Source organism: Limnoglobus roseus (assembly GCF_008254045.1).
GTDB classification, from domain to species: Bacteria; Planctomycetota; Planctomycetia; order Gemmatales; family Gemmataceae; genus Limnoglobus; species Limnoglobus roseus.
In genome coordinates this window covers 5304768-5329721 of sequence record NZ_CP042425.1, presented here as the reverse complement: position 1 = coordinate 5329721, position 24954 = coordinate 5304768, and the positions used below count along the sequence as shown (strand labels likewise).

The 24954-nt window shown below is 68.1% G+C and carries 22 protein-coding genes and 1 pseudogene; 5 read left to right on the top strand and 18 right to left on the bottom strand.

The genetic code is table 11. The annotated features are described in order from the left end of the window. Nucleotides 1-158: 158 nt before the first annotated feature. From PX52LOC_RS22460 to PX52LOC_RS44010, 5 genes and pseudogenes are all read right to left on the bottom strand, one after another. A complete protein-coding gene (locus tag PX52LOC_RS22460; RefSeq protein ID WP_149112194.1) occupies nt 159-1358 on the bottom strand; it encodes a hypothetical protein in 1200 nt (399 codons plus the stop codon). Nucleotides 1359-1913: 555 nt separating this feature from the next. Next, nucleotides 1914-4943, bottom strand: a complete 3030-nt coding sequence (locus PX52LOC_RS22455) for a hypothetical protein (protein ID WP_149112193.1) — start codon at nt 4941-4943, stop codon at nt 1914-1916. A 718-nt stretch (nt 4944-5661) separates the two neighbouring features. Continuing rightward, nucleotides 5662-6381 (bottom strand): annotated as a pseudogene (locus tag PX52LOC_RS22450) (IS701 family transposase); the annotation flags it as partial. A 72-nt stretch (nt 6382-6453) separates the two neighbouring features. Then, entirely contained in the window at nt 6454-6918 is a 465-nt protein-coding gene (locus tag PX52LOC_RS44015; RefSeq protein WP_390635391.1) for an IS5 family transposase, read from the bottom strand. After that, nucleotides 6830-7261: an IS5 family transposase gene (locus PX52LOC_RS44010; RefSeq protein WP_390635390.1), complete on the bottom strand. Its 432-nt coding sequence runs from the start codon at nt 7259-7261 to the stop codon at nt 6830-6832. Before PX52LOC_RS44010 ends, PX52LOC_RS44015 begins: the two co-directional genes overlap by 89 nt. Before the next feature lie 169 nt (nt 7262-7430). Here PX52LOC_RS44010 and PX52LOC_RS22440 point away from each other — a divergent pair, with 169 nt between their 5' ends. From PX52LOC_RS22440 to PX52LOC_RS22430, 3 genes are all read left to right on the top strand, one after another. Beyond that, entirely contained in the window at nt 7431-7604 is a 174-nt protein-coding gene (locus PX52LOC_RS22440; RefSeq protein ID WP_149112191.1) for a cytochrome c biogenesis protein ResB, read from the top strand. Between the two features lie 179 nt (nt 7605-7783). After that, nucleotides 7784-8035: a hypothetical protein gene (locus PX52LOC_RS22435; protein ID WP_149112190.1), complete on the top strand. Its 252-nt coding sequence runs from the start codon at nt 7784-7786 to the stop codon at nt 8033-8035. Nucleotides 8036-8116: 81 nt separating this feature from the next. After that, nucleotides 8117-8383, top strand: a complete 267-nt coding sequence (locus tag PX52LOC_RS22430) for a winged helix-turn-helix domain-containing protein (RefSeq protein ID WP_149112189.1) — start codon at nt 8117-8119, stop codon at nt 8381-8383. A gap of 86 nt (nt 8384-8469) precedes the next feature. On the opposite strand, the gene PX52LOC_RS22425 is transcribed toward PX52LOC_RS22430, so the two are convergent. From PX52LOC_RS22425 to PX52LOC_RS22415, 3 genes are all read right to left on the bottom strand, one after another. Continuing rightward, entirely contained in the window at nt 8470-9444 is a 975-nt protein-coding gene (locus PX52LOC_RS22425) for a nucleotidyl cyclase domain-containing protein (protein ID WP_149112188.1), read from the bottom strand. 293 nt (nt 9445-9737) lie between these two features. Beyond that, complete coding sequence (locus tag PX52LOC_RS22420; RefSeq protein ID WP_149112187.1) at nt 9738-10280, bottom strand: hypothetical protein; 543 nt, start codon at nt 10278-10280, stop codon at nt 9738-9740. A 173-nt stretch (nt 10281-10453) separates the two neighbouring features. Then, the gene (locus PX52LOC_RS22415; RefSeq protein ID WP_149112186.1) at nt 10454-10651 is read right to left on the bottom strand and encodes a response regulator; all 198 of its coding nucleotides are present in this window, start codon (nt 10649-10651) and stop codon (nt 10454-10456) included. Between PX52LOC_RS22415 and PX52LOC_RS22410 the strand changes: the two genes are divergently transcribed. Beyond that, nucleotides 10650-11342, top strand: coding sequence for a YoaK family protein (locus PX52LOC_RS22410; protein WP_149112185.1), 693 nt, complete (start codon nt 10650-10652; stop codon nt 11340-11342). The two genes, PX52LOC_RS22415 and PX52LOC_RS22410, sit on opposite strands and share 2 nt — an antisense overlap. A 400-nt stretch (nt 11343-11742) precedes the next feature. Here the strand turns inward: PX52LOC_RS22410 and PX52LOC_RS22405 are convergent, their stop codons facing one another. The 4 genes from PX52LOC_RS22405 to PX52LOC_RS43625 form a co-directional block, all read right to left on the bottom strand. Beyond that, nucleotides 11743-12249 carry a hypothetical protein gene (locus tag PX52LOC_RS22405; RefSeq protein ID WP_149112184.1) on the bottom strand — a complete coding sequence of 169 codons (507 nt, stop codon included), beginning with the start codon at nt 12247-12249 and terminating at the stop codon, nt 11743-11745. A 491-nt stretch (nt 12250-12740) separates the two neighbouring features. Next, nucleotides 12741-13070 carry a helix-turn-helix domain-containing protein gene (locus PX52LOC_RS22400; protein ID WP_149112183.1) on the bottom strand — a complete coding sequence of 110 codons (330 nt, stop codon included), beginning with the start codon at nt 13068-13070 and terminating at the stop codon, nt 12741-12743. Nucleotides 13071-13395: 325 nt separating this feature from the next. After that, a complete protein-coding gene (locus tag PX52LOC_RS22395; RefSeq protein WP_149112182.1) occupies nt 13396-14037 on the bottom strand; it encodes a hypothetical protein in 642 nt (213 codons plus the stop codon). A gap of 224 nt (nt 14038-14261) precedes the next feature. Continuing rightward, on the bottom strand, nt 14262-16049 hold the full coding sequence (locus PX52LOC_RS43625) for an FG-GAP repeat domain-containing protein (protein ID WP_149112181.1): 1788 nt from the start codon (nt 16047-16049) through the stop codon (nt 14262-14264). Nucleotides 16050-16199: 150 nt separating this feature from the next. Between PX52LOC_RS43625 and PX52LOC_RS22385 the strand changes: the two genes are divergently transcribed. Continuing rightward, on the top strand, nt 16200-16982 hold the full coding sequence (locus PX52LOC_RS22385; protein WP_149112180.1) for a helix-turn-helix domain-containing protein: 783 nt from the start codon (nt 16200-16202) through the stop codon (nt 16980-16982). A gap of 155 nt (nt 16983-17137) precedes the next feature. On the opposite strand, the gene PX52LOC_RS22380 is transcribed toward PX52LOC_RS22385, so the two are convergent. From PX52LOC_RS22380 to PX52LOC_RS22355, 6 genes are all read right to left on the bottom strand, one after another. Then, nucleotides 17138-17332 carry a hypothetical protein gene (locus tag PX52LOC_RS22380; protein WP_149112179.1) on the bottom strand — a complete coding sequence of 65 codons (195 nt, stop codon included), beginning with the start codon at nt 17330-17332 and terminating at the stop codon, nt 17138-17140. Nucleotides 17333-17402: 70 nt separating this feature from the next. Further along, nucleotides 17403-17699, bottom strand: coding sequence for a hypothetical protein (locus PX52LOC_RS22375; protein WP_149112178.1), 297 nt, complete (start codon nt 17697-17699; stop codon nt 17403-17405). Nucleotides 17700-18155: 456 nt separating this feature from the next. Further along, nucleotides 18156-22859 carry a protein kinase domain-containing protein gene (locus tag PX52LOC_RS42020; protein ID WP_218575134.1) on the bottom strand — a complete coding sequence of 1568 codons (4704 nt, stop codon included), beginning with the start codon at nt 22857-22859 and terminating at the stop codon, nt 18156-18158. 466 nt (nt 22860-23325) lie between these two features. Beyond that, on the bottom strand, nt 23326-23658 hold the full coding sequence (locus tag PX52LOC_RS22365; protein ID WP_149112177.1) for a hypothetical protein: 333 nt from the start codon (nt 23656-23658) through the stop codon (nt 23326-23328). 39 nt (nt 23659-23697) lie between these two features. Continuing rightward, nucleotides 23698-24240 carry a hypothetical protein gene (locus PX52LOC_RS22360; protein WP_149112176.1) on the bottom strand — a complete coding sequence of 181 codons (543 nt, stop codon included), beginning with the start codon at nt 24238-24240 and terminating at the stop codon, nt 23698-23700. Nucleotides 24241-24486: 246 nt separating this feature from the next. Next, on the bottom strand, nt 24487-24825 hold the full coding sequence (locus PX52LOC_RS22355; RefSeq protein ID WP_149112175.1) for a hypothetical protein: 339 nt from the start codon (nt 24823-24825) through the stop codon (nt 24487-24489). Nucleotides 24826-24954 lie beyond the last annotated feature (129 nt).

Here is a 24954-nt window from a genome sequence, read left to right as displayed (position 1 = left end):
CGCGGGTTAACAGCCGAATGGCCTCCGATTCCGCGGTCCGTCATCGATAGGGCAAGATTCTGGCGCAGCGAAACGCACGTCGGGCGTCGTTCTGTTGCGCCCTGGCCCCGCGGGCGGTACGATTTCCTCAGCGGCCGTGAGGCAAGCGCCGTCGGATGTCAGGCGAAACCGAGCAGACCTGGGGACGTTGAAGGCTTCACCCATTCCACGGATTCTCGCTGCATCAACGGCGGGATCGGTGACTGGTACGGGCCGTCGTATCCGACCGTCTTGAACAACACCCGGATGAGGAGATCGTGGAGGTGGTCTCTCACCCGAAGGATCGTGTGCAGATCTTCGCGACTTGCCCAATCGAAGTACGCGTCATGGGTCGCCGCCGCCCTGTAGTGCGTAAGAACACCCGGCCACGTCTTGCCCGTCGGATGGGGCTTGGCCGCCAAGAAGGCGTCGAGCACCTGAGCGTCGTGAAAGCCGAACTTTAGAGCCAAGTCGGCGACGGCCAACCCGAACGACTTCTCGATCTGGGCCGCGTTCTGAACGCGAGATCCGATGGCTTCCAGTACCGGCTTACGGCCGAGGTCCGTTTCGGCCTTCTGGATCTTACGGATCTTCGCCGCTGCCTCCTGAAGGATGGCCTTCACTTCGGTCTGCTGCGCCGGCCACAACCGTGGCGACAAGTCCTGTTTGATGAATCCGTGCTGGCGGCAGAGCGTCTCGAAGCCCCGGCACAGGCTGATGAACTGGCTCTCGAGAGAATGATGCTGATTCGACGCCGCCAGAGCGTGGTTGACGGCAACACGAAGGAATTTCTGGCCGCGGTCCGCGGCTGCCAGCACTTTCCCTACCAGATAACCCAGTGCGTTGGTTGCCATGTGTCTAGGAATCGCCGTGTGCGTCCTTTCGTATCGCCCCGCCCCGAAACAGTGGACTCGTCGGACTAATGAACCCTTCTCGTCGCGGAACTCGAGCCATGGTGCACCAACGGGCACCCCGGTCGCCAGCGAAAGCATGCCCAAGATGTCTTGGGGGAACAGGCTGGCGTACTCCGAGAACTCGACATCCTGGACGTGGGCAGGGCCGACCATCACGCCGGTGATCCGCCGTGATTTCTTGCGACGGACCATTTTGGCCCTGGCCGTGAGGTTCGGCATCCGCTCGATGAAGCCCGGTTCGCCGTTCACGAAGAAGTAGTAAAGCCCGGCACGACGACGGAGAAGCCAAGACGCGGCCACCAGATCATTTTCCGGCAACCCTTCAGGCAGCGGCGGCCAAGTGTTGAGACGGAGCGGGTGAGTCGCCAACTCTGGGACTTGTTCACCCTCCCAGGGGTTGGGCAGGAAGTTCACCAGCGGCAGCACCCAGAACTTTGCCGGAGCCGCTCCCGACATCTCGAACCGCGACTGGACCGGTCGGAGTTCCACCTCCTTTGGTGTAACGAACGGAAACCCGTCGTGGACGATCCTGTCACCCGCGGTGAACGCGCCGGCTTCGGTCTTTACCGTTAATGACAGGCACGGGTTGGACATGCCGTTGATGAGATACGTCCCGAGGCGAGCACTTCTGACCCCAATACGAAGTTGTTCCCGTCGGGAGCGTCGATCTTCTCAATCTTCAATCGGACACGGCATCGGCCCGCACGATCGACCCGGACGACGGCTGGTCCTTCGATGACGCCGGGCGGGCTGGCGAACTCGGCGCGTGCCGTACCCTCGTAAAGTGCCTGCGTTTAAAGCCAGTTGTGAGAAATAGGCGTCAGAGTCGCCGGGTCGAAGGGCATTGCTGCCTCAGCGGTTCGCGGTAATAGTCAAGCAAAGCCGTCGGGTGCATCGTACAGGCAGACCGCTTGGCCTCAGTATACTTTCCACTGTTGGGACGCCACGGGATTGACCACATAGGTGAACACGCGAAGCATCTTAGTTGGCTCCTCCGGCCTCACTCGGGTACGCACTGCTACCCGAGAAAACGATCTCCTCCGAGGGGAAGTGCGTTGAGAGGACGAGAACCTTGGCCGGTCGTCGGCCTGGAATTCGAAGTTCGCTCCCCAAATCCAAAGACCGTTCACACGTCCCCCACCCGCCCCAGGAACTCAAGGCGTTCGGAGTTTCCGAGGCCAGCAGCCACAGTGTGCCTTCGACGTATACGTCACGCCCATCCGTTCCGCGGATCTCACCGCTGAATCGCTCCAGCCGGCCCGGGCGGGCGTACCACGGCTCGGGCCACTTCCGGGTCACCCCGGCCCAGCGATCCGCGACGGCCTTCTGAACCCGCTTCAGCCAGTACCGCACGGCCGGGGGCAGTTCTTGCCGCCGTCGCCCGGCGAGGCGGCGAACGGTCCTGTCGTCCCCGACCCGGCCGAGCGCGAGGCCGTGCCGCCAGTGGCGAATGACACTCCCCGCCTTCGATACCCCGAGCACTTCCCGCTCGAACGCCTCGGCCGCCCGTCGTTCCTCCCGCTCCCGCACGGACCGCTCGAAGGCGTCCCGCACCGCCGGCTCCGGGTCCCACGCAAGTCCGGCGATACGGCCCGACACGGCCTCCGGCGTCAGCCACCCCGCGCATTCGGCCGCGTACCGACGCGGCCCGGCCCGACAAATGTCGTCGTCACGCCACGCCGCCCAACTGGTGACCATCGCGAGAAGCCGGTCGGGTTCGCAGGTGGCGGCCTGGCGGTACGCCTCCCGCCGGACCGCGTACACGCCGTCCACTGCCAGGCGGGCCAACACGGTGAACCGAGCGTCTAACGAGTTTCCCGACGGAAGGACTAGCTCGCCCAACGTCTCGGCGAGCTCGGCTCTCGCCTGGGGCAACCAAGCGGTGACGTTCTCGCACCCCTCCGCCAAGAGCCGGTCCGGCGTCACCGCCGCAAGGGCTCGGAGGACTTCGGGTTCGAACGAGTAGCCCTGGTCTGCCGCTCGGAGGCGAGCGAGAAGAGCGTCCGAAACGACCGCCGGGGTGCGGTTTGCCGCCTCGCGGACGGCCGGCAGCACGAGGGCGATGGTCCCCTCGTCGCCGTCCCCGACGAGGGACGCAACGGCCGTGCCGAACCGCTCCGGGTCGGCCGCGTAGTACTGAGCCACTACGTGCGGTGCGACGCGGCCGCCGGGCCGCGGCCCGGCCAGCACGTACTTTCCGTCCTGCTCCGCAAGCCCCAGGTGTGTCGTCAGGAACGCGAGGTCGTGTCGGCTACGAGGTTGCAAGCCTACCAGCCAAACGGCGGCAGCTCGAACTCCGCCGACATCGCCGACGGCCGGGGTTGTTACTACGCCGGATGCGTACCGGACGGCACCGTCCTCGACGCCTTCAGGACCAAGGGCGGCGAAAGCGTACAGAAGTTGCCGACGGGCGTGTACGTCGGTCGTCGACCGGGTGAGGAGAGCCGCCGCCTGGCCACGTTCCGCTAATGTGAGGGCGCCATGTTCGAGTAGGCCGGCCAACGCCCCGGCTGCGGTTGCCCGGCTGTCCTCGTGCGGCGAGTCTTGGGCGACGGTGAACAATTTCACGACCGGGCCCCGGTCGTCCTCACGGAGAAGACGAAGTGCTGTTTCCGCAAGGGCCTCAATGGCGCTAAGAAGGACACCGTCTCCAACCGGGCGGTACCCTAGCAGGGCGGCGAACGCCTCCGGCGTGCCGGCCCCGTGTGCGGCCTCGATGGCTCCGATCTGCGCGACCAACCGTTCGTTCTTGCCCCAACTTGCTCCGGCAGAGCCCGCGAGTAACTGGTCCACGGGGCTGGGCAGCGGCGCCATACCCAGGCAAGCGGCCAGTTGAAGGAACCGGTGGGCGACATACCCACTCTCTTCCGCTATGGCGTCTCGGAAAGACGGCAACGCCGCTGCCGCGCCGTGGCACAAGAGCACGTCCCAGGCAGCTTCCTTGTCGTGAAGGTCGCTGGTCGCCACCAAGCCGGTCATCCGCGTTGGCTGAAGGGCTTCCTTACGAACAACGTCGATGTCGGAAGTGGCAACCAGGTCCCATCCCGGCATGTGAGCCGGCCGCCGGCACTCGAGCGCGCGGAGGAGATAAAGATCGCGGCGACGGGCCGCAGTCGCCAGCCGGATCAACTGCGGGACGGCGTCCGGGACGTCCAAACGATTGACGAGCGAACTGTTCATCGAGAAGACAGGTTCGAGGCCGTCGACCGGTCGGCCGGACAGATCGACCAGCCAACCCCAGACGCGAGTAGTGAGGGATTGGTCGCCCGCGCGTTCGGCGATCTCGGAAAGCAGCGACCGCGCGAACATGTTCAGCAACTCCGATTCGGGATCGGATCGCTCGGGCTTAGCGAGCCAGCACTCCCATACCAACTGGGCTGTCTCATGCGTCCCAATGATCCGGCCCGCAGTGCACTGGTACCGGTTCGGGCCGGCCGGAATGCGAGCGTGTAACTTCGACAAGCACTGGCTTCGTTCCGAAGGATCGAGGGGCTGGCGGAGCGAAACCCGTGTACTCAAAGCCTGATCGCCCACGACGTCGTCCCGGTCGTGAGCAAGCCGGTCCAGGGCTCCCAGGACGGCCTGGTCCCAGTAGCCGATTGCCGCGATGAGTCGAAGTGCGTTTCGGACGGGCGGCCCGTCCAGTGCCGTGATTGCCTGCCTCAGGGCGGCCGACCGAACCTCGTGCCGCTCAGCCTCGGGCAGGTCGTCGACCCACTCGCCGAATCCGTAGCCCAGAAACCATCCGTAGTCGTCCTCGCCTGAGTGGTCGGGAACGAGACAGCGCGAGAGGAGGTCGTTGACCAAGATCTTCGCGGCCAGGTTTGGTTCCGACTCAGTCAACTCCCGCAAGACGATAACGGCGCTGCGGAACCCGTCCGCAACTGCCTCAGTCGTTCCCTCCCCCGCGGCCAATTCGTCCAGTATCGGGAGCACTGCCCGCACGTCGTCGACCGACGCCGGTCCGCGCAGGCGGAGTTCGACCTCGGCAAATCGGGGGTCGCCGCTCATTCGCTCCCCTCCGTCCTGGTGGCGAGGTACCTGGCTACAATCTGATGGCTCCACCGCCAAGTCGAACGGTCGTTGCGTTCCACCATTCCGTAGCTGAGGCACTCGTTGTACAGTGCCTTGACCTCAGTCTTATCCAACCACTCATCGCTCGCCGTATCCCAATCGTTTATCGTGTACGACGGTACAGAGGCGGCTCCCACGGTCGCCCGACTGATTGCACTGAGGGCGGGTAACAACAAGCTCTGGTCTCGCCAAGATCGCCGTGTACGGCAACGGAGCAGGAAGCGGTCGCAGAGTGTTTTAGCCAAGCGGTTCAAATACGTGTCGTCGGCGTTCAGAACACCACCCCGTTCGGTTTCAGCCATGGTAGCGTAGCCCGCCCAAACGACAGGGTGCGACAACAACCTCCGGACCTCCCTACTAACGGGATCCGATGAATCGTCAAACTGACTCCCGATTTCGTCGGCGTTCCACTGAAGCCGACCTGCATGAGTACCTCCCAGCAACTCGGCCGCCTCCACTAACTCGCTCGGATTGAAGTCGTCTACTTCGACGTACCCAAAGCCCTCGATGGCGTCCGGTCGGAAAACGCCGAGCCATCTTGATACTAAGTCCTTCCTTGCGAGTTCCCACCGGTCCGGACGACAACTGACCACGACAGACGCTGGGGCATGTTCGGGTTGACCCTCGGCCCAACACAAGCGAATGATCTCGCGGAGTCGTATGTCACGGCCCGGTGCTTCAACGTCGAGTCGATGCCGACGAAGTACGTCCGGCCGTCGGCCGCCAGTTGCTCGCGGAATTCGGTCACGGTCCCGAACAGGCTGTCGGCCAGCACGACGCCACAAAATCCATGGCCCGCCGCCTGCCGGAGCATAGCTAACGCCATCTGCCACTTCGGCCGGTAGCCGACCGCGACGGGGACGCCGGCCCGGGCCATGCGATCGGCGTCGTCCGCCCACGCTTGCGGCAGGTACAGTTGGGCGTCCAGCCCCACGACCTCTTTGGCCGTCGCGAACTGCAAGGTCACGGCCACCTGGCAACTCGCCACCTTGCCGAGGGTGCCGGTGTACTGACGGGCCACGCCGACGGAGTGCGTGCCCTGCTTGGGGAACCCGGTGTCGTCGATGATGACCACGCCGGCCGTGCCGAACCGGCGGGCGACCCACGCCTGCAGGCCGCCGCGGACCTCGCCGGTGTCCCACGGGCTCTGATTGAGGAACTGCTGAAGGGCTTGCTCGTAGTCCGCGTCGCCCTGCTCGATCGTCTTCAACCGGGCGGCCATCGGCTCGACACTCTTGCGGTGGCCGTCGAGGAGGATGCCCCGCAGGTAGGCATCGCACCATCGCCGGCGGCGGGCGTTGCCCAGCGTGCCCGCGACCTCGTCCAGGAAGGCGGTCAGCTCCCGCCGCAGCTTTGCAAGCTTCCGTGCGTCCATCCCGCCAGAGTACGGCGGGATCGAGACGAAGTAAATAACCTAACGGAGTAATACTAGCAGGGTGCTGAAAAGCTACGGTGTCAGGTACCACAGGGCGAAGGCGAGTTGGATCATGGCCCGGAAGTTGACGGCCAACTTCTCGTACCGGGTGGCCACCCGCCGCCGCTCCTTCAACCACCCGTTCAGCCGCTCGATGACGTTCCGCCGCTTGTACTTGCCCGTGTCGAACGCCGGCGGTGCGGGCAATCGGGCCAACTCGTCCTTGCGGCGGGCGATCACGTCCTCGATGCCAGCGGCGAGCAACGTCGCCCGCACCCGGTTGGCCGAGTACCCCTTGTCCCCGGCCAGGGCCTTCGGCGGCCCGAGGCCCTTCGGGACGGCCGCCAGGGCGGCGGCCAGGTGCACGACCTCTGGCTCCTGGCCGCCGGTCAGCACCGCGGCCAGCGGGTTACCGGCCCGGTCGCACACCAAGTGCACCTTGGTCCCCCACCCGCCTCGGCTGCGGCCCAGGGCGTGATCGGCCGGCTCGCCGGCCACCGCCTTTTTTTTTCGCCCCGGCGGCCGGCCGGGCGGCCCGCACCACCGTTCCGTCGACGTTCCATTGCCCGTGGTCCAGGTCGGCGTGCCGCTGCAGGTGCTCGACCACCCGGTCCCAGATGCCGTCCTGGCGGTACGCGTTGAATCGGTGGTACGCCGTCTGCCACGGCCCGTGCCGGTCGGGCAAGTCCCGCCACGGGGCCCCGGTGTGCAGCACCCAGAGCATGGCGTCGATCAGTCGCCGCGGGTCGGACGGCGGCCGCCCGCCGGGCTTGGCCGGCGGCAGGAGCGGGCCGAGGGCGGCCCACTGGGCATCGGTCAGGGCGTAGCGCGGCGTCTGCATGGCGGTCGTCCGGTGGGAGGGCCACGCATTCTACGCCCCACCAACCGCTTTTCAGACACAGCCTAACCCCCGCTGCCCGTCCCGGCTGCACCGTATGCCGGGCCGAGCGGGCCGCGACTTGGGGGCCGGCCTGCGCCCGTGGCCAACCCTCACCTTCCCGAGGCGGGTTATGCGGTGCAGGATCGTATTGCTCTTGGCTCTCGCCACCGGCTGCACCGCACGCCGCTTGCCTGACCCCGACGAGATCACGCCGGCCCTTGCCGCCCAGCGCGAAGCCCGGGCGGAACAGGAGGCCGAGCAAGCCCGGGAATTGGCTAAGGCGAAGCGGCAGGGCTACGATTGATCGCCGCCCGCCCACGGCGGAGGGCGACGGATTGCGCCGCCGGCTGGTCCGGGGTCGTAGACGGCGTGCCGAAGCTGTCAGGGAGTCACCGGCGAACCCTCGCTCACACCGGTCTTCTCTCGCCGGCCAATTCCGTTTCAGAACGTGGGTCTGATTCTTCCGCTTCGGGAGGGCGAGCCATGTGGTTCCGAACCCGTGCCGTCCGGTGGGGCGTCCTCGCCGCCGCATTCGGCGGTGGGACGTGGGTCTTCAGCATGAACGCCGCCGCCGAGCGAACGCTGCGGAACGCGGTGGCGGAGTCCGCCCGCCTCGACGAGCGGCTCGCTAACGTCCTGGAGGTCGAGGAGTCGCGGGTCCCGGCGGGGCGTCCGCGGTTCCTCGCGGCGAGTTTGGGTGACGCCGACAGCCCGTTCGCCATCGCCCGTCCGTAACGTTCGGCCAACGCGAGCGAAACCGTCGTCGTGAATGACCGGTCGCCGATCGGGCGTCAAGAGTGACCGGGGCGTGAGGGCGTGCCGCGAACGCCGTCCGGGTTGGTTCGGGGCAGAAAGCGGTCCGGCATCCACGTTTGGGCGTCATTCGCGGTGTGCTGGGTGCTGGCGCTCTCGCCCGCCGACTTCCGGCTCGCCCGCAGCCGATGGAGTTGCGAGGCGGTCGCCGTGGTACTCAAGGAAGATCACCGGGTGATGGTCGGGCGGGAGACGGTTCGGCTCTGGCTCCGGGCCGAAGGGCTCGTATGGCGGCGGCCCCGGCCCATCATCGGGTCGGCCCTCGGATAGAGTGAGGGCGGCATTGTGACATGATGTGAAGGTGGGACGTGGTGCTGGGGGACGGGAAACGGTGAGACGCGAGCAAGGAGTGCGGGTCACGGCGGGGATTCGATCGGCCCACCCGGGACGGTACCCTCTAGCGGAACTGTGGTGTTGCGAACCGACGCCACGACCTCGCCTGTTGACACGCGGACCCGAGCCGCATGGTAGACGGTGGTATCGTCCAATCCGGAACCGACTAATCTGTTCACGGGTAGCCACGTCTCCCAACTCTCCCGTGGTCGGAGTCGCTTCGGGAGCAGACGGTCCGGGTTGTGGGCAAAAATTTGTGCCGTTGCTTCAATCCAGACGTGCGTCAGTTCAACGTCTGCGTCGCGACTCACATTGGTCACGTTGATGAAGCAGCAAGCGGTACCCGACACTTCGAACTCCGCGAGATGAACCGTGACCCGGACCGGCGGACTCGCCACGGCGGGAGGCCGCTCCCCAGCCACACTGTCGAGGTCGGCGATGCCCTGGATAAACACGCACCGCCTTGCCGAGTACCGTTCGTCACGCTTCCCGCTGATTACTTCCTCCGCCCCGTAGGCCGTCTTTAACTCGTCCGGGAGAGCGTCGAAGGTTGCGGCGTCGATGACCAACTCACCCCGTAGGGCGGCCGCTTCCAACCGCACCGCCCGGGTCACGGTCGTGCCGACGACGCGCCGTTCCGCCGGGAGCACGAGTACCGGGCCAGTTGCCGCGCCGATTCGGAACCACCGCTTAGCCGATTCGGCCGCCCTCTTGCTGTTGTGGTTGGCACTCACGCGATGGACCGCCTCCGAGAACCGATGCGCGGTGGCCGCGTCGTTAAAAAACAGCAAGGCGTTGTCGCCCGCCGTGCCGAACACCACGTCATCTCGGCGCAGTCCGAGCAGTTGGAGCCCTTCGTCCACAAACGATTGAATCTGGTCCTGGAACGCCTTGACGGCATAGACATCGAGATGGTCTTCGAGGATCCGGGCAACGTCGCTATAAGACACCAAGTCCAGTTCGAGAACTGTCTTCGCTTCGCCGTTAACAAACGACATGACGAACGCCTTCCGAAAGCGGAACCGAATTGTGCCCCCGCTCGCGGACTAACTCGGCATGCGCAAAGTCATCCCAAGCTAGGGTCTCACCCTACCCGCCTTCGGGTCCCCGGTCAATCGAGCGGGGTTGTTTAGTGGCGGGTGTGCTGTTCACGCCTTCCAAATCTCCAGGTCTGAGGAATCGAGGGTCGGCCACGACGGCAAGAAACAGCCCGACGGGCAGCGGTGTAGAGAGCGCAAGGAGTCAGGACGCGGCCGGGTCCGGTGCGGCGATTCGTTCGGCGTCTGGGACCTCAGTCGATGGTGTTGCCGACGAAGCACCACCCGCTTGGCCGCCCCGACTCATCGTAGAACGGGAAACACACGCTGTACCCGCGGCCCAGCTCCGCGTTGATCCGGCCGACGGCCAGCCCCGCCGCAACGGCCGTCGGCCGGTCCGCCCCGCACAGCCGCGCGACCTCGGCGACCGGCAGGCGGCGGGCCACATGCACCCCACCGCCGTCATTGACGTGGGTAACATCAAGGACGCACCCGATGCCCTCCCCGCTGGCCTTGTACAGCATCCGCAGCCGGGCGATTTCGTCGTCCGGGGTGGCCGGCGGTGGGAAGGCGGCCAGTTCTTCGAACCGGGCGACTTCGGCCCGGTAGTGGTCCAGGAGGTTGTACGGGTCGTCGGCCTCGGTCAGGCGGACGGCCTCCCTCGCCGACGCCAGGTGCTCAGCCAGCCGCGCGGGGTAGTCGAAGGCGGAGCGGAGGTGGGCAACCTGGACCTCTCGCAGGGACACGCCCGGCTCGTCCCGCCACGGGCCCACGTGATACCAGAGTTGCGCGCCCACCGATCTCCCTCCTGGCCCGGAGCCGGATTAGGCCAACTCGGAGTTGTTCTCATCCGGACGGACCGCCGGCCTTTGGCCGCACGACCGTGGTCGCCAGGCTAACTGCCCGAGCCGGTCGGGTCCATCACCAAATCGACCGGCGCGGGTGCCGAGTGGGATGGCGGTCGATCGCGTCACGCCCCCGGCTTGTTCATCGCGCCCACGATCTGCTCGACCGCCGCGGGCTTGACGAGGTGCTGGTGGAAACCGGCCGCCTCGATCCGCAACCGGGATTCAGCGCCTTTGGCGATACCGCTCGGGACCCGCCCTTGACCCGTCCGGCCGGACCGCGGATGATGCCCGCACGCGAGGCCGGGGTGAGGGGCGGGCATGATGACGAAACTACCGCGGTGGGTGGAGGTCGGCGGGTTCGGCTTGGCCGCGGTCGCGGGGGCGGCCAACGCCGTCGGCCTGCTCGGCTTCCGACACCAGGCCGTGTCCCACGTCACCGGCACGGCCACCCTGGTCGGCCTCGCGGTCGCCGACGGCGACGGGGCGGCCGCCGCCCGCCTCGCGCCCGCGCTGCTGGCGTTCGTCCTGGGGGCGGCGGCGAGCGGGGCGATCGTCGGCCACGCCGCGTTGCGGTTGGACCGCCGGTACGCCGTCGCGCTGCTCGCCGAGTCGGCCTTGTTCGTGGCCGCGATGGTGCTCCTGACGGCCGGTTCGACGGCCGGGCACGTCCTGGCGTCGGCCGCGTGCGGGCTGCAGAACGGGCTGGTCAGCACGTACAGCGGGGCCGTCGTCCGGACCACCCACGTGACCGGCCTGCTCACCGACCTGGGCACGATGATCGGCCACCGCGTCCGCGGCCGGCCGTTCGACCGCCGCCGGGCGGTCCTGTACTTGGTCCTCATCTCCGGCTTTGTCCTGGGCGGGGCGGTCGGGGCGGTGTCGTACCGGGACCTCCGGTTCGCCGCCCCGGCCGTGCCGGCGGCCGGGGCGGCGGGGTTGGCGGCGGCGTGCTGGGCGTACGTGGGCCGGACGCCCGCGACCACCGAGGCCGGCCCGTCGAGTCAGCCCTAAGCCGCGTTCCATTCACGGGCGACACCCGGATGACCGTTCACCCCTTCCCGAGCACGCCGTCGACGACCCAGCACCCGCGGACGTGCGGCCCGTCGCCCCGGCCGTGGCCGAGGATGTCGGCGGCCCGTCGCCCCGGCCGTGGCCGAGGATGTCGGCGGCCTTACACCCGGCGTCCTGCAAGGCGTCCGCGAGGATCGGGTGAGCGATTCAGGTGTTCCCGACGGGGTCGAGCGTCGAGCGATGCCGGAAGGACAGGACCCTCAACAAGACTTTGTGTTCTCGGGTGCGATGGGAGAATCGACGAAATGAGTCAATAGTTCTAGCGTGGGATGTGATCGCCGGGCGGGGGTGCGGCCCGATCGGGGGTGGAAGAGCTCGATCTGCACGCGATTATTGGTCGTTAGCAATGCCTCTCACAGGAAGATACGCACTGCTGCCACCTGGGGGTTCCTGTCTTAAATCGGTCAGAGCACCCGTCTCGGCAATCGGCGGAACAGTCTGCGTCGGGGAAGCCGTTACGCGAGCGAGACCTCCACGGTTGCGGTTGCGGCTTGCTGGCGGTCGTCGCGTCGGCGAGCGCGGCGCGGGCCGAAACCATCTCGTCGTTCAAGTGGTTCACCAGTCGCAACATGGCGGTCGCCTGCGTGTCACCGGCGCCGGCCGCCTTCATGGTAAGAACCACGAGGGGGTGCGAGTGGTCCTTGCAGGTGACGGTTCGGAGCGTCTCGACCTTTTCGACACTGTCGGCGTGAATTTCGACCCAGTTCAAGCAGGCGGTGCCGGCCGAGAAGAGGAACGTGCCGGCCTGGATGTCGAGCAGCTTGACCATCCCCGTGAGCATGACCGGCACTTGGAGCGTCCCCTCTTTCAGCGACTCGATCATTTCTTTCGCAGTCATCGTTGCCATCTTGTTCCTCGGTAAGTGGATACGAGCAAGAACCCCAAACGTTCGACGATCATTGATACGCGATTAGGCGTTCAGTGGATTCGTCCTGAAAAGACGTTTTCACATAGTTTGACGAGTCACTACGGCTCTTCGCGCGGCAAGGCGGTTTGGTAGCAAAGCCCCATCGCGGCAGGGCCGGAACATCGAGTATTACGGCGGCCCAAGTTCGTGCGATGGGCAAGTCCTGAAAGAGAATGCTGCGAGAGCCGCCAGTCTGTCAGGAATCGTAACGACCGACAAATTTATTTTGGAACGGTGCCGGCACCTCGTATTCGCTTCTGCCGGGTTGACCGGCGTCAACCCGTTGTCACACGTGCCAACAGTGTTGCCGGCGCTGCCAACCTGTGTTGCCAAAAGTTCTGAACTTCCGCGGAGTATTCGCGCAGTGTCGGCACGTCGGCGGGGTGCAACATTGACGGGGAGGGTTGCCCTCAAACGACTCGAAGGCGGTATCACTTCTCCGCCGTCCGCCCGATGCTGATCCGCCACGCGCCGACGTTCAGGGTGCCGAGTTCGCCCCCGTCCGCCGACGGGGTGAATACGCCCGGGGCGAAACTGTACTCGATGAACTGGCCGCACCTGCGAACTGCGAGTACGCGAGCCCGCCGGAGCGAGCTGAGGTTGTGCCACACCGCCATGTACGGGAGGCCCAGCCGCCCGGCGAGTACGGCCACGCCGAGGGGGCCGCCGGCGGCGATCTCGTCGACGATGCGGATGCGGGTCGGTTCGCCGAGGGCCCGCAGCATTTCGATTGGCGAATGATCGCTCGGGTCGTCCGTCATGGGATCCGGTGTGCGTCGGGCTAACGGAGGGTCATTCCTGGACCTTCACGGTTCGGGGCCAGGGGGCCGGGGGCGACGCAGGCGTGCGGACGGCCGACGACGACTCTTACGCCCGGCCAACCCCCATTCTGGGTTTGCCGCCTTAGGCGGTCTCGGTGACGGCGCCAGGCCAGCCTCATCCTGACCGCCGTCGTGCTACGCGGCGAGTGCCAAGCGTGTGAGGTGCCCGCGAACCACCGCCGCCCGTTCCCGCGTTCGAAAGTCGGAGGCGAGTGGGCAGCGAACTTGGGGGCCGGCCCGCGTCCGTGGCCAACTCTCACCTCCCCTACTTCGGCTCGTCCTGTTTCTGATCCGTGCCGAGCGTGAACGACTTGAGGACGGTCGTCCGCTCCTGGTCGCGAAGTTTAACCACGGACTTCACGAGGCCGACCCCGGGGGCGTACCACAGGGTGCTCGTGAACGGCGTCCCGCCCGCCGCCCCCGACTCCGTCCGCTCCACGGGGATCGCCTTGAACTTGCCGGCCGGCACCTCCACCTCCACCGGCTCACCGACGGTATACGTCATGCCCCCCGCGGCCGGGCCGTTCCCGACGCCCCACGTGTCGCCCTTCTTCGCCGGCAACTTGAGCAGCGGCTGCGGGATCTTCAGCTCCGCGCCGGCCCGGGCCACCGTCGCGAGGCCCGCCGCGGACACCTCGTGCGTCACGGCCGTCGCCCGCGGGCCGGCCGCGGCGGCCGTCGCCCGCACGGTCTCGGTGGTGACGCGGAACACGCCGTCCTTCTCCACGACGCCGGTGACCGTCACCGTCGATTCGGTCGTCGCGTCGCCCGCCTTCGTTTCCAACACCCACTTCGTGCCCACCGTCGTCGGGTAGTACAACCCGGCCTTCTCGTCCGCCGCTTTCGGCGGCGGGGCGGCGACGGCCAGCGGGGTAAGAACGACCAGGGTCACGAGCGCGCGGAGCATGAATTGTCCTCGAATGCGGTGGGGCAACGGATTTCAGTGCCGGGACAGGCGGATGTTCGGAAAGAAGTCGAATCGCCGGGCGGGACGGAGACAAGGGTGACGGTGTTCTCGCTCGTAGCCCTCCTGTCCCTCCTTGCCGAGCGCCCCGTCCACTCATTGTCCGCTCCGGTGGCCTCGGCCAAGATTCCGGGCGGCCGAGCGGTTCCGGCCGCCACGCCCGTCCGTTAGCCGATGACGACCACACGGTAGGATAAGAACGGTGATAAGTTCAGGAGTTCGATGGAATCCTCGTCGACGATGCGGTAAGTGATCGGCCCTTGTTGTCCTTGCATGCCGAGGGCGTTCAGCCCGCTGTCACTGGACGTCAGGGCGACGGTCACGTCCCGCGTGTTCAGGTTGTGGGTCACGGTGACACTCGTCCCCACGGCGGCGGCCCGAACATCGGCGGCAAACTTTGGAACACTGCCCGCCCCGGCCGGCCCCTGGGGTCCCGTAGGCCCTTGCGGTCCCGCGGCTCCCGCTTCGCCCTGCGGCCCGACCGGGCCGGCCGGCCCCACGTCTCCTTGGGGGCCGGGTGCCCCAACTCCTCCGGTACTCCCGGGCTCACCGGTCGCCCCTGGGGGCCCGGCCGGGCCGGTTTCTCCGGCGGCTCCCTCCGAACCCGTATCGCCGGCCGGCCCTTGCGGGCCAACGGCCCCGGTCGCCCCGGTCGCACCTGTGGGTCCAGTTGCTCCCGGGGCTCCCGCCGGGCCGGCGGGGCCTTGAGGACCGGCCGGCCCCCGGGGGCCGGCCGTGCCCGCAGTCGTCGAGAGGGGCGTACTCGCGGCTCCCGCCACGGCACTGTAAGTCGAGTTATCGGGCCCGTTGAGCCTTTTCAGGAGCGACAAGTCCGAGCCGCTCAGCACGAGGACTTGAAAGAATCCGCCGAAAGAATCGCCGACGACAATGTCGCTCCCCCCACCCGCCTTTGGAACGAGTGCGACCTTTGCCCCGTACGTCGGGAAGTAATCGAAGGTGCTTTGTTCGCCGGTCGCGGTGGTAAACGTCTGGGGGGCGGTCGCGAAACCGTTCAACACGGCCTTGGGCGTCTTGCCATCGAAGGTGACGTCAAAGGCTTGAACGCGAGGGGCCGCGAATCCCGACGGCCCGGTGACAATTTCGGGCACGCCGTCGCCGTTCACGTCGCCGGCGGCGACGTTGACCGTCCCCTCGAAATGATGGAAGTCCCCGTTCGCATCGAAATCGGCGTCGTCGTAGGGGTTCAAGAGCAGTTCCCCGGACGTCGCCGTCGTCTCGGCCAGAACCGAGGTCGCGTCGTACACGCCGACTTGGGCCGGGTAGACCGCGGAATGGGGGCCGTTGCCGGTCGCCGAGGGGACACCGCGGGCGTCCCTCCTGTTCAGCAGGACGTCTTTCGAGCCGACGACGATATCGGCTTTGCCGTCGCCGTCGAAGTCGCCGGCGGCGACGGTTGCTCCCGCGCGGCTCGACTGTGCGGCCGTGAGGCCGAATGCAAGTAAGACGCCCAATCGTTGACTGGTCGCGAAATCGAAGATATCGACGATCGGCGCCCCACCCTCCATCGGTGCCGTAATGATGTCCGGGTTTCCGTCGCCGTTCACGTCGCCGACGGCGACGTTGAGGCCGGTTCGCAGCGTGACCTCGTAACCCGCCAAGAACGACCGCACCTCGGCCCCCGTCGCGCCGTCGAAGACTTTGATGTGCGGTCCGCCGCCGGGGCCGGGGGCCGTAATGACGTCGGCCACGCCGTCCCCGTTCATGTCGGCCATCGCCACGTTCACGGCCCCGTGGAACCCGGGGTAGGGGTCGAACGACCGGACGACGTCTCCCGTGTCGGCGTCCAGGACGGCGACGAACCCCGGAATGAGGTCTGAAGAAGGGACCCCGTTGTTCGCACCGATCGCGATCAGGTTTGCCGGAACTTCGCGGCCTTCGAGGGCGTCGAGTTGCAACCGCGGGCGGCGGGGCGAGGGAGAACGGGACCAGCGCATGGCGGCAACTCCAAGGAGCGTATTGCCCGCGACGGGTTCGCTCTTGCGTTCCCCGGGCGTGGCCGTATTCTCCTGGATTTCACGCCGGCGGCCAATTACCCTAAACAGGGTAAGGACGACGACATCCGCGGCCCAACCGAGAGCTGATTCATGTCCAAATCGGCCCAGATTCGGATCGAGGACGCCCGCGCCGTGTTCCGCCTGGTCGGCGATTGCAGTGAACTCGGCGACGACCTGCAGGCCTGGCTGCAACGGATGACCGACGGCGCGGCCGCCCTCCTAGATTGCCAGTCCGCCTCCTGCGGGGAGTTCCGCGTCATCGACGGCCGGTCGCACCCGGTGGCGGCGGCGTTCCACGGGTACGACGCGGCCATGCTGGCGTCCCACGCCGCGTGGCTGGCCGACCCGAGCTTGCCGGGCAATCCGGTGTACGAGGGGTTCGAACGGCGGCCGGACGAGATCACGGCCGGCGTCGAGGACTTAATCCCGCGGGGCGAATGGGAGGCGTCACGGTACTACAACGAACTGTTGGTGCCGATGGACATGGGGGACTCGTTCCTCAGCAAGCGGTTCATCCCCACCGACGGGTCGCCGCACTACGTCACCGTCTCCCGGCCGGTCCGGGCCGCCCGGTTCACCGCCCGCGAGAAGGCGGTCGCCACCCTCCTGCACGACGCCGTGGCCGACCGCCTCGGGAGGGCCCTGGCCACGTCCGCGGACCCGCAGGCGAGCCTGCCGCCCCGCCTGCGGCACGTGCTGAACGGGTTGCTGGACGGCGACTCCGAGAAGCAAGTGGCCGCCCGGTTGGGCGTTACGGCCGCAACGGTTCACGAGCACGTGAAGCGGCTCTACCGGCGGTTCGGCGTCCAAAGCCGGGCCGAGTTGCTCGCCCACTTCCTCCGCCGTTACCGGGCGGTGAACAGGTCGCCCTGACGCCGAATGCCTTCCGAATTTCACCCGACCCGCCCATTCGAGGTCGGAAGATCGTTCCCTCCGGCCGATTTGGATCGCTGGTTTTCCTCACGGCTTTGCCACCGCTCTGCAAAACGGCTTTCGGGTGCCTCGATCGGCCTGCTATCGCCGTCCGTCTACGGGCTGTGTTGTAAGTGAGCGATCTTGCCGTCCTTGAGGATGACCTTGACCCACCGGCCCTCGGTGAACTCTTCCGCCGATCCCCTGTTGATCGACGTGGTCGTGTGGTCGACGTTGTGCCGCCCCGTGTCCCCTTTGACCGCATTCGGGTCGTCCTTGGCCACACCGACCTTCACCTTGGCGGTCGCCACCGGGCGTCGTCCCACGGGAGGGCGTAGTCGGCCGTCCCGCCGGGGATGATGGTGGACGCCGGGTCGGCCGTCAGGAGTCACGGGTTGATCCGATCTGGCATGCGGAGTTCACGAGACCCGCGAGTGCCTCGACGTCATCCCGGAGCAACGCGCAAGGCGGGATTTGCGTGAGGGTGTCCCGGGCGAGCGCGATCGCGAACGCCTCCGTCGGCGTCATCCTGTCCGCGTTGGCGCAGAGCGTGTTCAACACGCCCGCGAGGACCGCGGTCAGTTTCTCCCGCGGCCCGCCGTGGCCGTCGAACGACGCGACAAGGTGTTGGGCCGTCGTCTTTGCGAGCCCGTACAGAGGGGCTATGGTGTTCTCCATCGCACGCCCGAATCATCGCGGGCGGATGACGGGGAGGGGTGGCCCATTCTAGGGCCCGGCGGTCCGATCCTCCAGACTTTACGGCAGACCACGCTCTGAGCGGGAGTGCCGTCGCGGTTCCACAACACGTCCGGGGATAGCACTTCAATTTCTGCCCCCGGATGGCGGTGGCGAGTTCGACCCGCCGCGGGTGCGAGGTTGGCCAATGACTTCACTTGCCGTGCGTACGGTCTCGCAACGTCTCCCTTGTCGTCGCTCGCCGGCCGTTGCACAAGCCTCACAGCTCGTCAGGTCCTCACGGTCGAGGAACCGGACAGCGGTCTTCGGCCGCGCAATGGCCGAATTCTTGGCCGAGGACGCGGGTCGGCTAGGACTAGCAGTCGAGAACTTCGCGCACCTTGCGGACGAGTGCCTGCCACGACGTCGGCCGGCACGGGAAGACGCTGCCGGCCGACGTCACTTGTCGTCGAAGTCGCTGACGACAGAGCACCCCGGCAAGGCGGCCTGGAGTTTCTTCACCCCGGCGGCCGTCACGTTCGTCTTCTTGACGTGGACGAGTTTGAGCGTCTTGATGGAGGCCAGAGACTCCAACCCCGCGTCCGTGACGCCGGTCTCCGCGAGCCACACCTGGTGGAGGTGCGGCAGTTGCTTGAGGTGCGCGAGTTCGGCGTCCCGGACGCCGGTCCCCGCGAGGCCGACGGCGCTCAGCTTCATGCCCGCGAGGTGGACCAGCCCCGCCCCGGTGAAGCCCGCGGCCCGGTCGACGGCGAACTCCCCCAGGGCGGCCAGGCGGGGGAGGGCCTTCAGCCCGTCGTCCGTCACGCGGCTGTCCATCAGTTTCAACTGCCGCCACTCGGGGGCGTACTCGAACGTCGCCAGCCGGGCCAACCCGGCGTCCGTCACCGGGCCAAACACGTTCACGTCCTTCAAGTCGGACAGCGGCCGCAGCAGGTCCAGGTCGGCGTCGGACGTCCGCGGATTGTCCGCGGCCCCGAGGGTCGCCCAGTTGGTCTTGAACGGTCCGGCCGGGAGGGTGCCGGCAGCGTAGTGCCACGTTTCACCGATCCGCACGCTCCCGCCGCCGCGGACGACGGCCTCCGCCGCCCGCCGGTCGGGGTCCTGGTCGGCGGCGGCCTGGGTGTACGCCGTGCCGTCGATCCGCTTGTACTTCAGGGCGTGGACCGTCCACCGGCACCCCCACGACAGCAGGGACACCTGGCCGGATGGCAAGTTCTCCCCCGGCGGCAGGGACAGGGCGGCCGCCGGCCCCTCCCAGCGGATGTCGTCGTACCCCCCGACGGCGGCCGAGAGGGCCACCCGTCCGCCTTCCCGGCGGACGGTCAGCGTCATCGCCACCCGCTTACCCGTCGCCAGCGGGGTCGTCGTGCGGACCGTCGGGTTGCCGGGTGCGTCGTCGCCGTCGCCGTTGACCCGCGCGAAGCTTGAAACCGTGCCCTGATGGGCGTTGAACCCGAACGTGACGCCCCGGCCCGGTCCGACCGGCAGGGCGACGCCGAGGAACTCGCTGCCCTCGTCGAGGGTGGCTTCCAGGGTCAGGGTGTAGCTGCCGGAAGCCAGGAACGGGAGCGTGACGGCCGCGAGCTGCTCCCGCGAGCTCGCCGTCGCCCACTTGCCGTCCCGCCACGCCCACCCGCCGGGCCCGGTCGGGACCGTCGCGGCCTTCGGGTCGAGGGCGAGGAGGTCGACTTCGTCGGCCGTCGTCGGCTTCCAGCGGGTCCGGAGGACGGCCGGCGGCAACCGCAGGACGTAGGCGGTCTGGTTGCCGTTGTGGGTGACGAGGTGCCGGCCGTCGGCCGCCCACGCGACCGCGTCGACCGGGCCGGGGGCTTGCCAGTCCCACGCCGGCCGGAGGGTCGCGAGGTCGAGGACGCCGACGCCGTGGTCGCCGCCCCAAGCCAGTTTCGTGCCGTCCGGGTGGAAGGCGAGGGCCGCCACGTACCCCATCCGCCCCTTGTCGCTGTACGTGCCGACTTCCCGCGGCCGCGGCCCCGACAGGTCGATGAGGACCACGTCGCCCACGTGCGTCGGCGTGTGAGCCAAGTACCGGCCGTCGGGCGACAGGGCCGCCCGGTGCGCCCCGCCGCCGACCGCGACGGGCAGGGCGAACGCCCGCTCCGGCCGCGTGCCGGTGTTCCGCCACACGGCCAGCGTCCACGGGCCGTCGTCCTTTTCGCCCTTGACCTGGGTCGTGAACCACCGGCCGTCGGCCGAGAACGTCACGGCCTTGAACCAGCGGGCGTCGGCGGCCGGCAGGGACCAGAGCTGCCGCGGGGCGGCGGTCGAAAGGTCCCAGCCCTCCAGCCGGGTGTCGGCCGGCTTGTCGGCATTCGCAAACACGACGGCCGTCCTGCCGTCCGGGGAGACACCCCCGGGGGCGGCCCCCGCGGGCAGCGGGTCGCCGGACGGCTCGAAGGTCGTCCCGGCCCGCCGGTACGCCTGGCCGACCGCTTGGACGTCGGAAGCCAGTAGCACGCACCGCTCCCCGGACAGGGGCCGAACGACGGCCCACCCTTGCGGGACGAACCGTGCCACGGCCGCAGGACGAGCGGCGGCGAGGTCCCACAGTACGCAGGGCACGCCCGCGTCGCCCCGATCGGTGAGGGGGCGGACGAACAACCGCCCCGACTGCGGGTCCAGGGCCGGGTCGCCGACGGCCGCGTCCGGGCCCATCGGCGATTGCTCCTTCGGCTCCGCCCCGGTCAAGTCCCAGAAGCGGACGAGGCCGTTAGCGTTCGCCAGCACCAGTTGCTTGCCGTCGGGCGGGAAGGCAATGCCGCACTGAACGACCGACCCCGGCGGGTCGGTATCGTCCACCACCGCCTTCCGCGTCGGCTCCGGGCCGTCGAGGCGGAACAAGGCCGTTCTGGCGTGCCTGGCGACCAGCCACCGACCGTCTGGGGAGAACTCCAGCCGGGAGTCTTCCCAAACGTCGGGCTGCGCGGGGATGCGGTGGACGATCGCGGGCACCTTGGCCGACACGTCCCACACCTCGAACCCCTTGCCGCCCCACCGGGCCAACTTCTTGCCGTCGGCCGAAATGGGCATCCACAGCCGCGTCAGGGCGGGCATCTCGATCACCTCGTCGGCGGTCAGCTTCGCGTCGCGGACGGTGGCCCGGTGCGTCCGGCCGTCCGGCCCCGTGTAGACGATGACGTTCGCCGCGTCCGGCACGGCAAAGGCGGTCGCCGGCACTTCCTGCCCGGCGACCGTGGGGTTCGGGCCGCGGAGGTCGTGCAGCCGCAGGTTGCCGTCCCCGAACACCACGACCGTCCGGCCGTCCTCAACGGGGTGGAAGTTGCCGGGGAAGGACAGCGGCTCGGCCTTCCCGCCGGCCCCGATGGGCACCAGCACGGGCGTCGGCCCGGTGACATCCCACGACTGCAGTTGGGGCCAGTCCCCGGCCCGGTGGCAGAGCAATTTCTTGCCGCCGTCGGCGAACCAGGCCCACGTTTGAGGCCGGTCGCCGGGGGCGGCGTTGTGAATCGGGATGACGGCTTTCGGCGTCCGCGCTTTCAGGTCCCAGAGGGTGATCACGACCCCGCACGTCGCCGCCAGCGACCCGTCCGGGCTGACGGCTGCCGCCGAGTGCGGCCACCACCCGCGGCGGGCGTGGCTGCCGACGACGCCGACCAGTTCCTTCGGCTGCCAGGGGAACCGCTCCGCCCCCGGGACGGCCGCCGGGTCGAGCTTGTCGAACGGCGACGGACCGACCGCGACCGGGGTGTCCGTACCCCCCGGCGGCGTCCCCGGCCTCGGCGGGGCGGCGGGCTTCGGGCCGACGCTCGCGACCGTCTTGCCCCCCTCCTGCACTTCCACCTTTGCCCCGTCGGGCACCTCCACCGTCGTCTTCGTGCCGTCCTTGTTCGTAATCACGATGACGATGCCGCCGAGCGCGATCAGGAACGCGAAGAGACCGCCGGCGGTGATCAGCTTATTCTTCGACGGCGGCTTCCCCGGTGCGCCGGGGAGAGCCTCCACCGCCGGGGAACTCCGCGGCGGTGGAGGCTCTCCCCGGCCGGGCCGCACGATGACATCGTCCTTTTCGGTCAGTTCATTCCAGACTTGCGGCGCGGCGTCCGACACGGGGATGGCCACGAGTGGCACGCCGACGGCCGACGGCGTGACCGTCTTCGCCGCGTCCTGCAACTTCTTCTCGACGGCCGCCAGTTCTTGCAGGGCCGCCTTCGCGTTCGCCGGCCGGCCGTCGGGGCCCTTCATCAATAGGCGGTCGAGGAAGTCGGAGTACTCCCTCGGCACGTCCGGGCGGGCCGTCGCGACCGGCGGTTGCGTCTCGAACCCGACGGCCCCGAGCGTCTCCATCAGGCTGCCGCGGGCGAACGGGTTCTTCCCGGCGAGCAGCGTGTACATCACCACGCCGACGCTGAACAGGTCGGCCCGCGGGTCGACCGGCTTGCCCGACGCCTGCTCCGGGGCCATGAACGCCGGCGTGCCGACGACGGCCCCCTCTTGTGTGAGTTGCTCGTCGGCCTCGTTGCTCCGGGTCAGGCCGAAGTCGAGGACCTTGATCCGCAGCGTGCCCTTCTCGATCCACAGGTTCGCCGGCTTGATGTCGCGGTGGATCAGCCCCTTGTCGTGGGCGCTCGCCAACCCCCGCAGGGTGTCGCGGACGACGCGCAACGCCTGCGGCAGCGGCACGGCCTTCTTCTGGGCCTTCACCCACACGTCGAGGGGCAGCCCTTCGAGGAACTCCATCGCCAGGAACGGCACGCCGTTGGCACGGCCGACCTGGTAGATGGTGATGACGTGGTCGCTCTTGAGGCCGGCCGCCGCCCGCCCCTCGCGGAGGAAGCGGTCCGCCGCCTGCGGTTTCGACGCGACTTCCGGCCGCATGACCTTGAGCGCGACGTCGCGGTTCAGGGCCGGGTCGTGGCCCCGGAAGACGAACCCCATGCCGCCTTCGCCGAGCTTCTTCAGGATTCGGTAGTCGCCGAGCCGGCCGAGCTCGTCGGACCGTTCCGGCGGGGACAGGAACGGGTACTCGGGCACGCCGCCGGGCGGCGGGGCGACGCTGCCGAACGTGGGGCTGGTCGAGTCGGCCGAGAATTCCTGCGTCGGGGGCGTGTCGGGCCGGACGCGCGTGCGGTCCGGCGTGGCCGGGTCCGGCGAGGGCGTGCTCATCGTCAGGTCCAAACATCGGCGGGCGGAGGACTCACAGTGTAGCTCATCCCGCCCCGCACGCCTACCAGTCCCCGCCCGAATTCACGGCCCGGACGGCGTCCCCGTTGGAAAAGAAATTACCGACACGGACAAACGCCACGAAACGCTTAGAGTCACAGCCCGCGATCGCTATGTCACTCCTTCCCGAGCACGAGATCGACGACCCAACACCCGCGGGCGTGAACGCCGTCGACCCGACGGCCGTCACTTCTTCGGCACGGCCGGCGAATCAACGATCGAAGTGACAACGAGTTGGGCTACGAATGTGCGGAGCATGGGGCGCACTCGGCGCGAATCGGAGCAGTGAGAAATGAGCGTACCCTCCGGACCTGTCCGGGGCAAGGACGATGTGCTGGGCAGCGGTTCGTGTCTGGCCGAGCAAGGGGCCAACAGACGGCCGGGTCCAAAGCGATTGGTTCGGCGCGCCTTACTTGCCCGGGCGATCGGTCCGCCGCCGGTCCTCCCCGAACACCTCCACCCGCCGCCACTCTTGGCCCGGCTCCCATCCGTCGGGGAACACATCGAACGTGGAACCCGGCCGTACACCGATACGGGCAAGGAACGGTTTGAGCCGATCAGCCCAAGCGTACGGATCTTCGCCGTCCTCCAACTCGTAATCCAGATGGAACCCGTCCTTGCCGCTGCCCGCCCCACAGTCCTCGGCCGCGGCCCCGAAGAACTCCTCCATCGCCTCTTCCAGATCGGCACGACCAAGGCCATCCTTCACGGCCGGGCAGTAGACGTAAATGTTTGCGGGCACCTCGCTCCTCCGTACGCCTCTTCCGCCGAACTACTAAGTTCAGGGGCCAGGGCCGCGCCAGAAAGCTACGCGGTCCCAGAAACCTGGAACGCGGGCCCGGTCCGGTGCAGCACCTGTTTCGGCGCGACGCACCTCTGCGGCCGGCACGCACTCCGGGTCCAGAAAGGCCGGGATGCGGGCGCGGACCGCGAACGCATCCGGGGCCGGCCCGGGGAACCGCCCGCCGGCCATCCGCAGGGCCACCCGCCGCGTCCGGCCGACCACCTCGGGGGCGACCAGCAGCGACTCCAGCATGAACGCCGGGTCATCCAGGCCAGGGACCGCCCGCAGCCCGGCCGCCCACAGCATCTCGCCGGCCTCGTCCCGGCCGACGGCCGTAACGCACACCCCAGCCGGACCGTGGCCGGCGAACACGCACCACCCCGTCAGGTTCAGGATGGCGATCGGGCACGGGGCCGGTTGCGGCACCTCTTCGACGGCCAAGTGGTGAACGGTGGCGAACCCGGCCCGGATGACCACGCTGCCTAGGGCGGCGAGATCGACCTCGAAAGCGGTTGCCGTGTCGAAGGTCACGCCCGCCACTCTCACGCCCTCCGCAGTTCGGGCCTCTTACGCCGAACAGTGTATTCGCCGGCGCATGACAAGACCGGGCACGACATTGGACCTCACCGGCGACCGCGGGTCAAGGCCCTGGGAAGTGATGTACGGCTGCCACGAACCGGCCCCATCGGCACCATCGGCACCATTTCAGAGAGAGCAAGAGGTCAGGATGCGCCCGGGTCTGGTGCAGCGCCGGGTTCGGCGTCTGGTGAAGGCCGCTGCCTACAACTACGGCGGCGATTGTCGGCCGCGTAACTCCGCCCGTATCTGCGCCATCTCCTCCGGCGACAGCGCGGAGAGCGGCGGGGACTTCGAGCCCGCGAGTCGCGTCAGGTACTCGGCCCCGGATAGGGGGTTGAGCAGGAGCATGTAGCCGGGGTCGCCGGGCACGATCTCCAACCGGACCCGCCAGCCGCACCGCGGGCACACCACTACGGCGGACGGGAGCGGTGGCGTGACGGGGAACCCGGCCGAACACTGCGAGCAGAAGATGTCGAACGGGCCGTCTCCCGCCAGAGCGTCGCCAGCGACCCATGCGGGGCTGTCGTAGTCGTCCTCGCCGGCCATTGGTAGCGCCTCCGCTCGCCGAAGAGAGTATTAGCCTACACCATCGCATGATAACACCGGCACGCCATTGGAAACCGGCGAGCAACGCAGGTCAAGAGATTAGGTGGCGCGTTGCTGAGTGGGAAGACG

What these genes read in the sequence shown, in the direction of transcription:
- PX52LOC_RS22455 (WP_149112193.1), bottom strand. Translation starts at nt 4,943, where the DNA reads ATGAGCGGCGACCCCCGATTTGCCGAGGTCGAACTCCGCCTGCGCGGA.
- PX52LOC_RS44010 (WP_390635390.1), bottom strand. Translation starts at nt 7,261, where the DNA reads ATGCAGACGCCGCGCTACGCCCTGACCGATGCCCAGTGGGCCGCCCTC.
- PX52LOC_RS22440 (WP_149112191.1), top strand. Translation starts at nt 7,431, where the DNA reads ATGCGGTGCAGGATCGTATTGCTCTTGGCTCTCGCCACCGGCTGCACC.
- PX52LOC_RS22435 (WP_149112190.1), top strand. Translation starts at nt 7,784, where the DNA reads ATGTGGTTCCGAACCCGTGCCGTCCGGTGGGGCGTCCTCGCCGCCGCA.
- PX52LOC_RS22425 (WP_149112188.1), bottom strand. Translation starts at nt 9,444, where the DNA reads ATGTCGTTTGTTAACGGCGAAGCGAAGACAGTTCTCGAACTGGACTTG.
- PX52LOC_RS22410 (WP_149112185.1), top strand. Translation starts at nt 10,650, where the DNA reads ATGATGACGAAACTACCGCGGTGGGTGGAGGTCGGCGGGTTCGGCTTG.
- PX52LOC_RS22415 (WP_149112186.1), bottom strand. Translation starts at nt 10,651, where the DNA reads ATGCCCGCCCCTCACCCCGGCCTCGCGTGCGGGCATCATCCGCGGTCC.
- PX52LOC_RS22405 (WP_149112184.1), bottom strand. Translation starts at nt 12,249, where the DNA reads ATGGCAACGATGACTGCGAAAGAAATGATCGAGTCGCTGAAAGAGGGG.
- PX52LOC_RS22400 (WP_149112183.1), bottom strand. Translation starts at nt 13,070, where the DNA reads ATGACGGACGACCCGAGCGATCATTCGCCAATCGAAATGCTGCGGGCC.
- PX52LOC_RS22395 (WP_149112182.1), bottom strand. Translation starts at nt 14,037, where the DNA reads ATGCTCCGCGCGCTCGTGACCCTGGTCGTTCTTACCCCGCTGGCCGTC.
- PX52LOC_RS43625 (WP_149112181.1), bottom strand. Translation starts at nt 16,049, where the DNA reads ATGCGCTGGTCCCGTTCTCCCTCGCCCCGCCGCCCGCGGTTGCAACTC.
- PX52LOC_RS22385 (WP_149112180.1), top strand. Translation starts at nt 16,200, where the DNA reads ATGTCCAAATCGGCCCAGATTCGGATCGAGGACGCCCGCGCCGTGTTC.
- PX52LOC_RS22375 (WP_149112178.1), bottom strand. Translation starts at nt 17,699, where the DNA reads ATGGAGAACACCATAGCCCCTCTGTACGGGCTCGCAAAGACGACGGCC.
- PX52LOC_RS42020 (WP_218575134.1), bottom strand. Translation starts at nt 22,859, where the DNA reads ATGAGCACGCCCTCGCCGGACCCGGCCACGCCGGACCGCACGCGCGTC.
- PX52LOC_RS22355 (WP_149112175.1), bottom strand. Translation starts at nt 24,825, where the DNA reads ATGGCCGGCGAGGACGACTACGACAGCCCCGCATGGGTCGCTGGCGAC.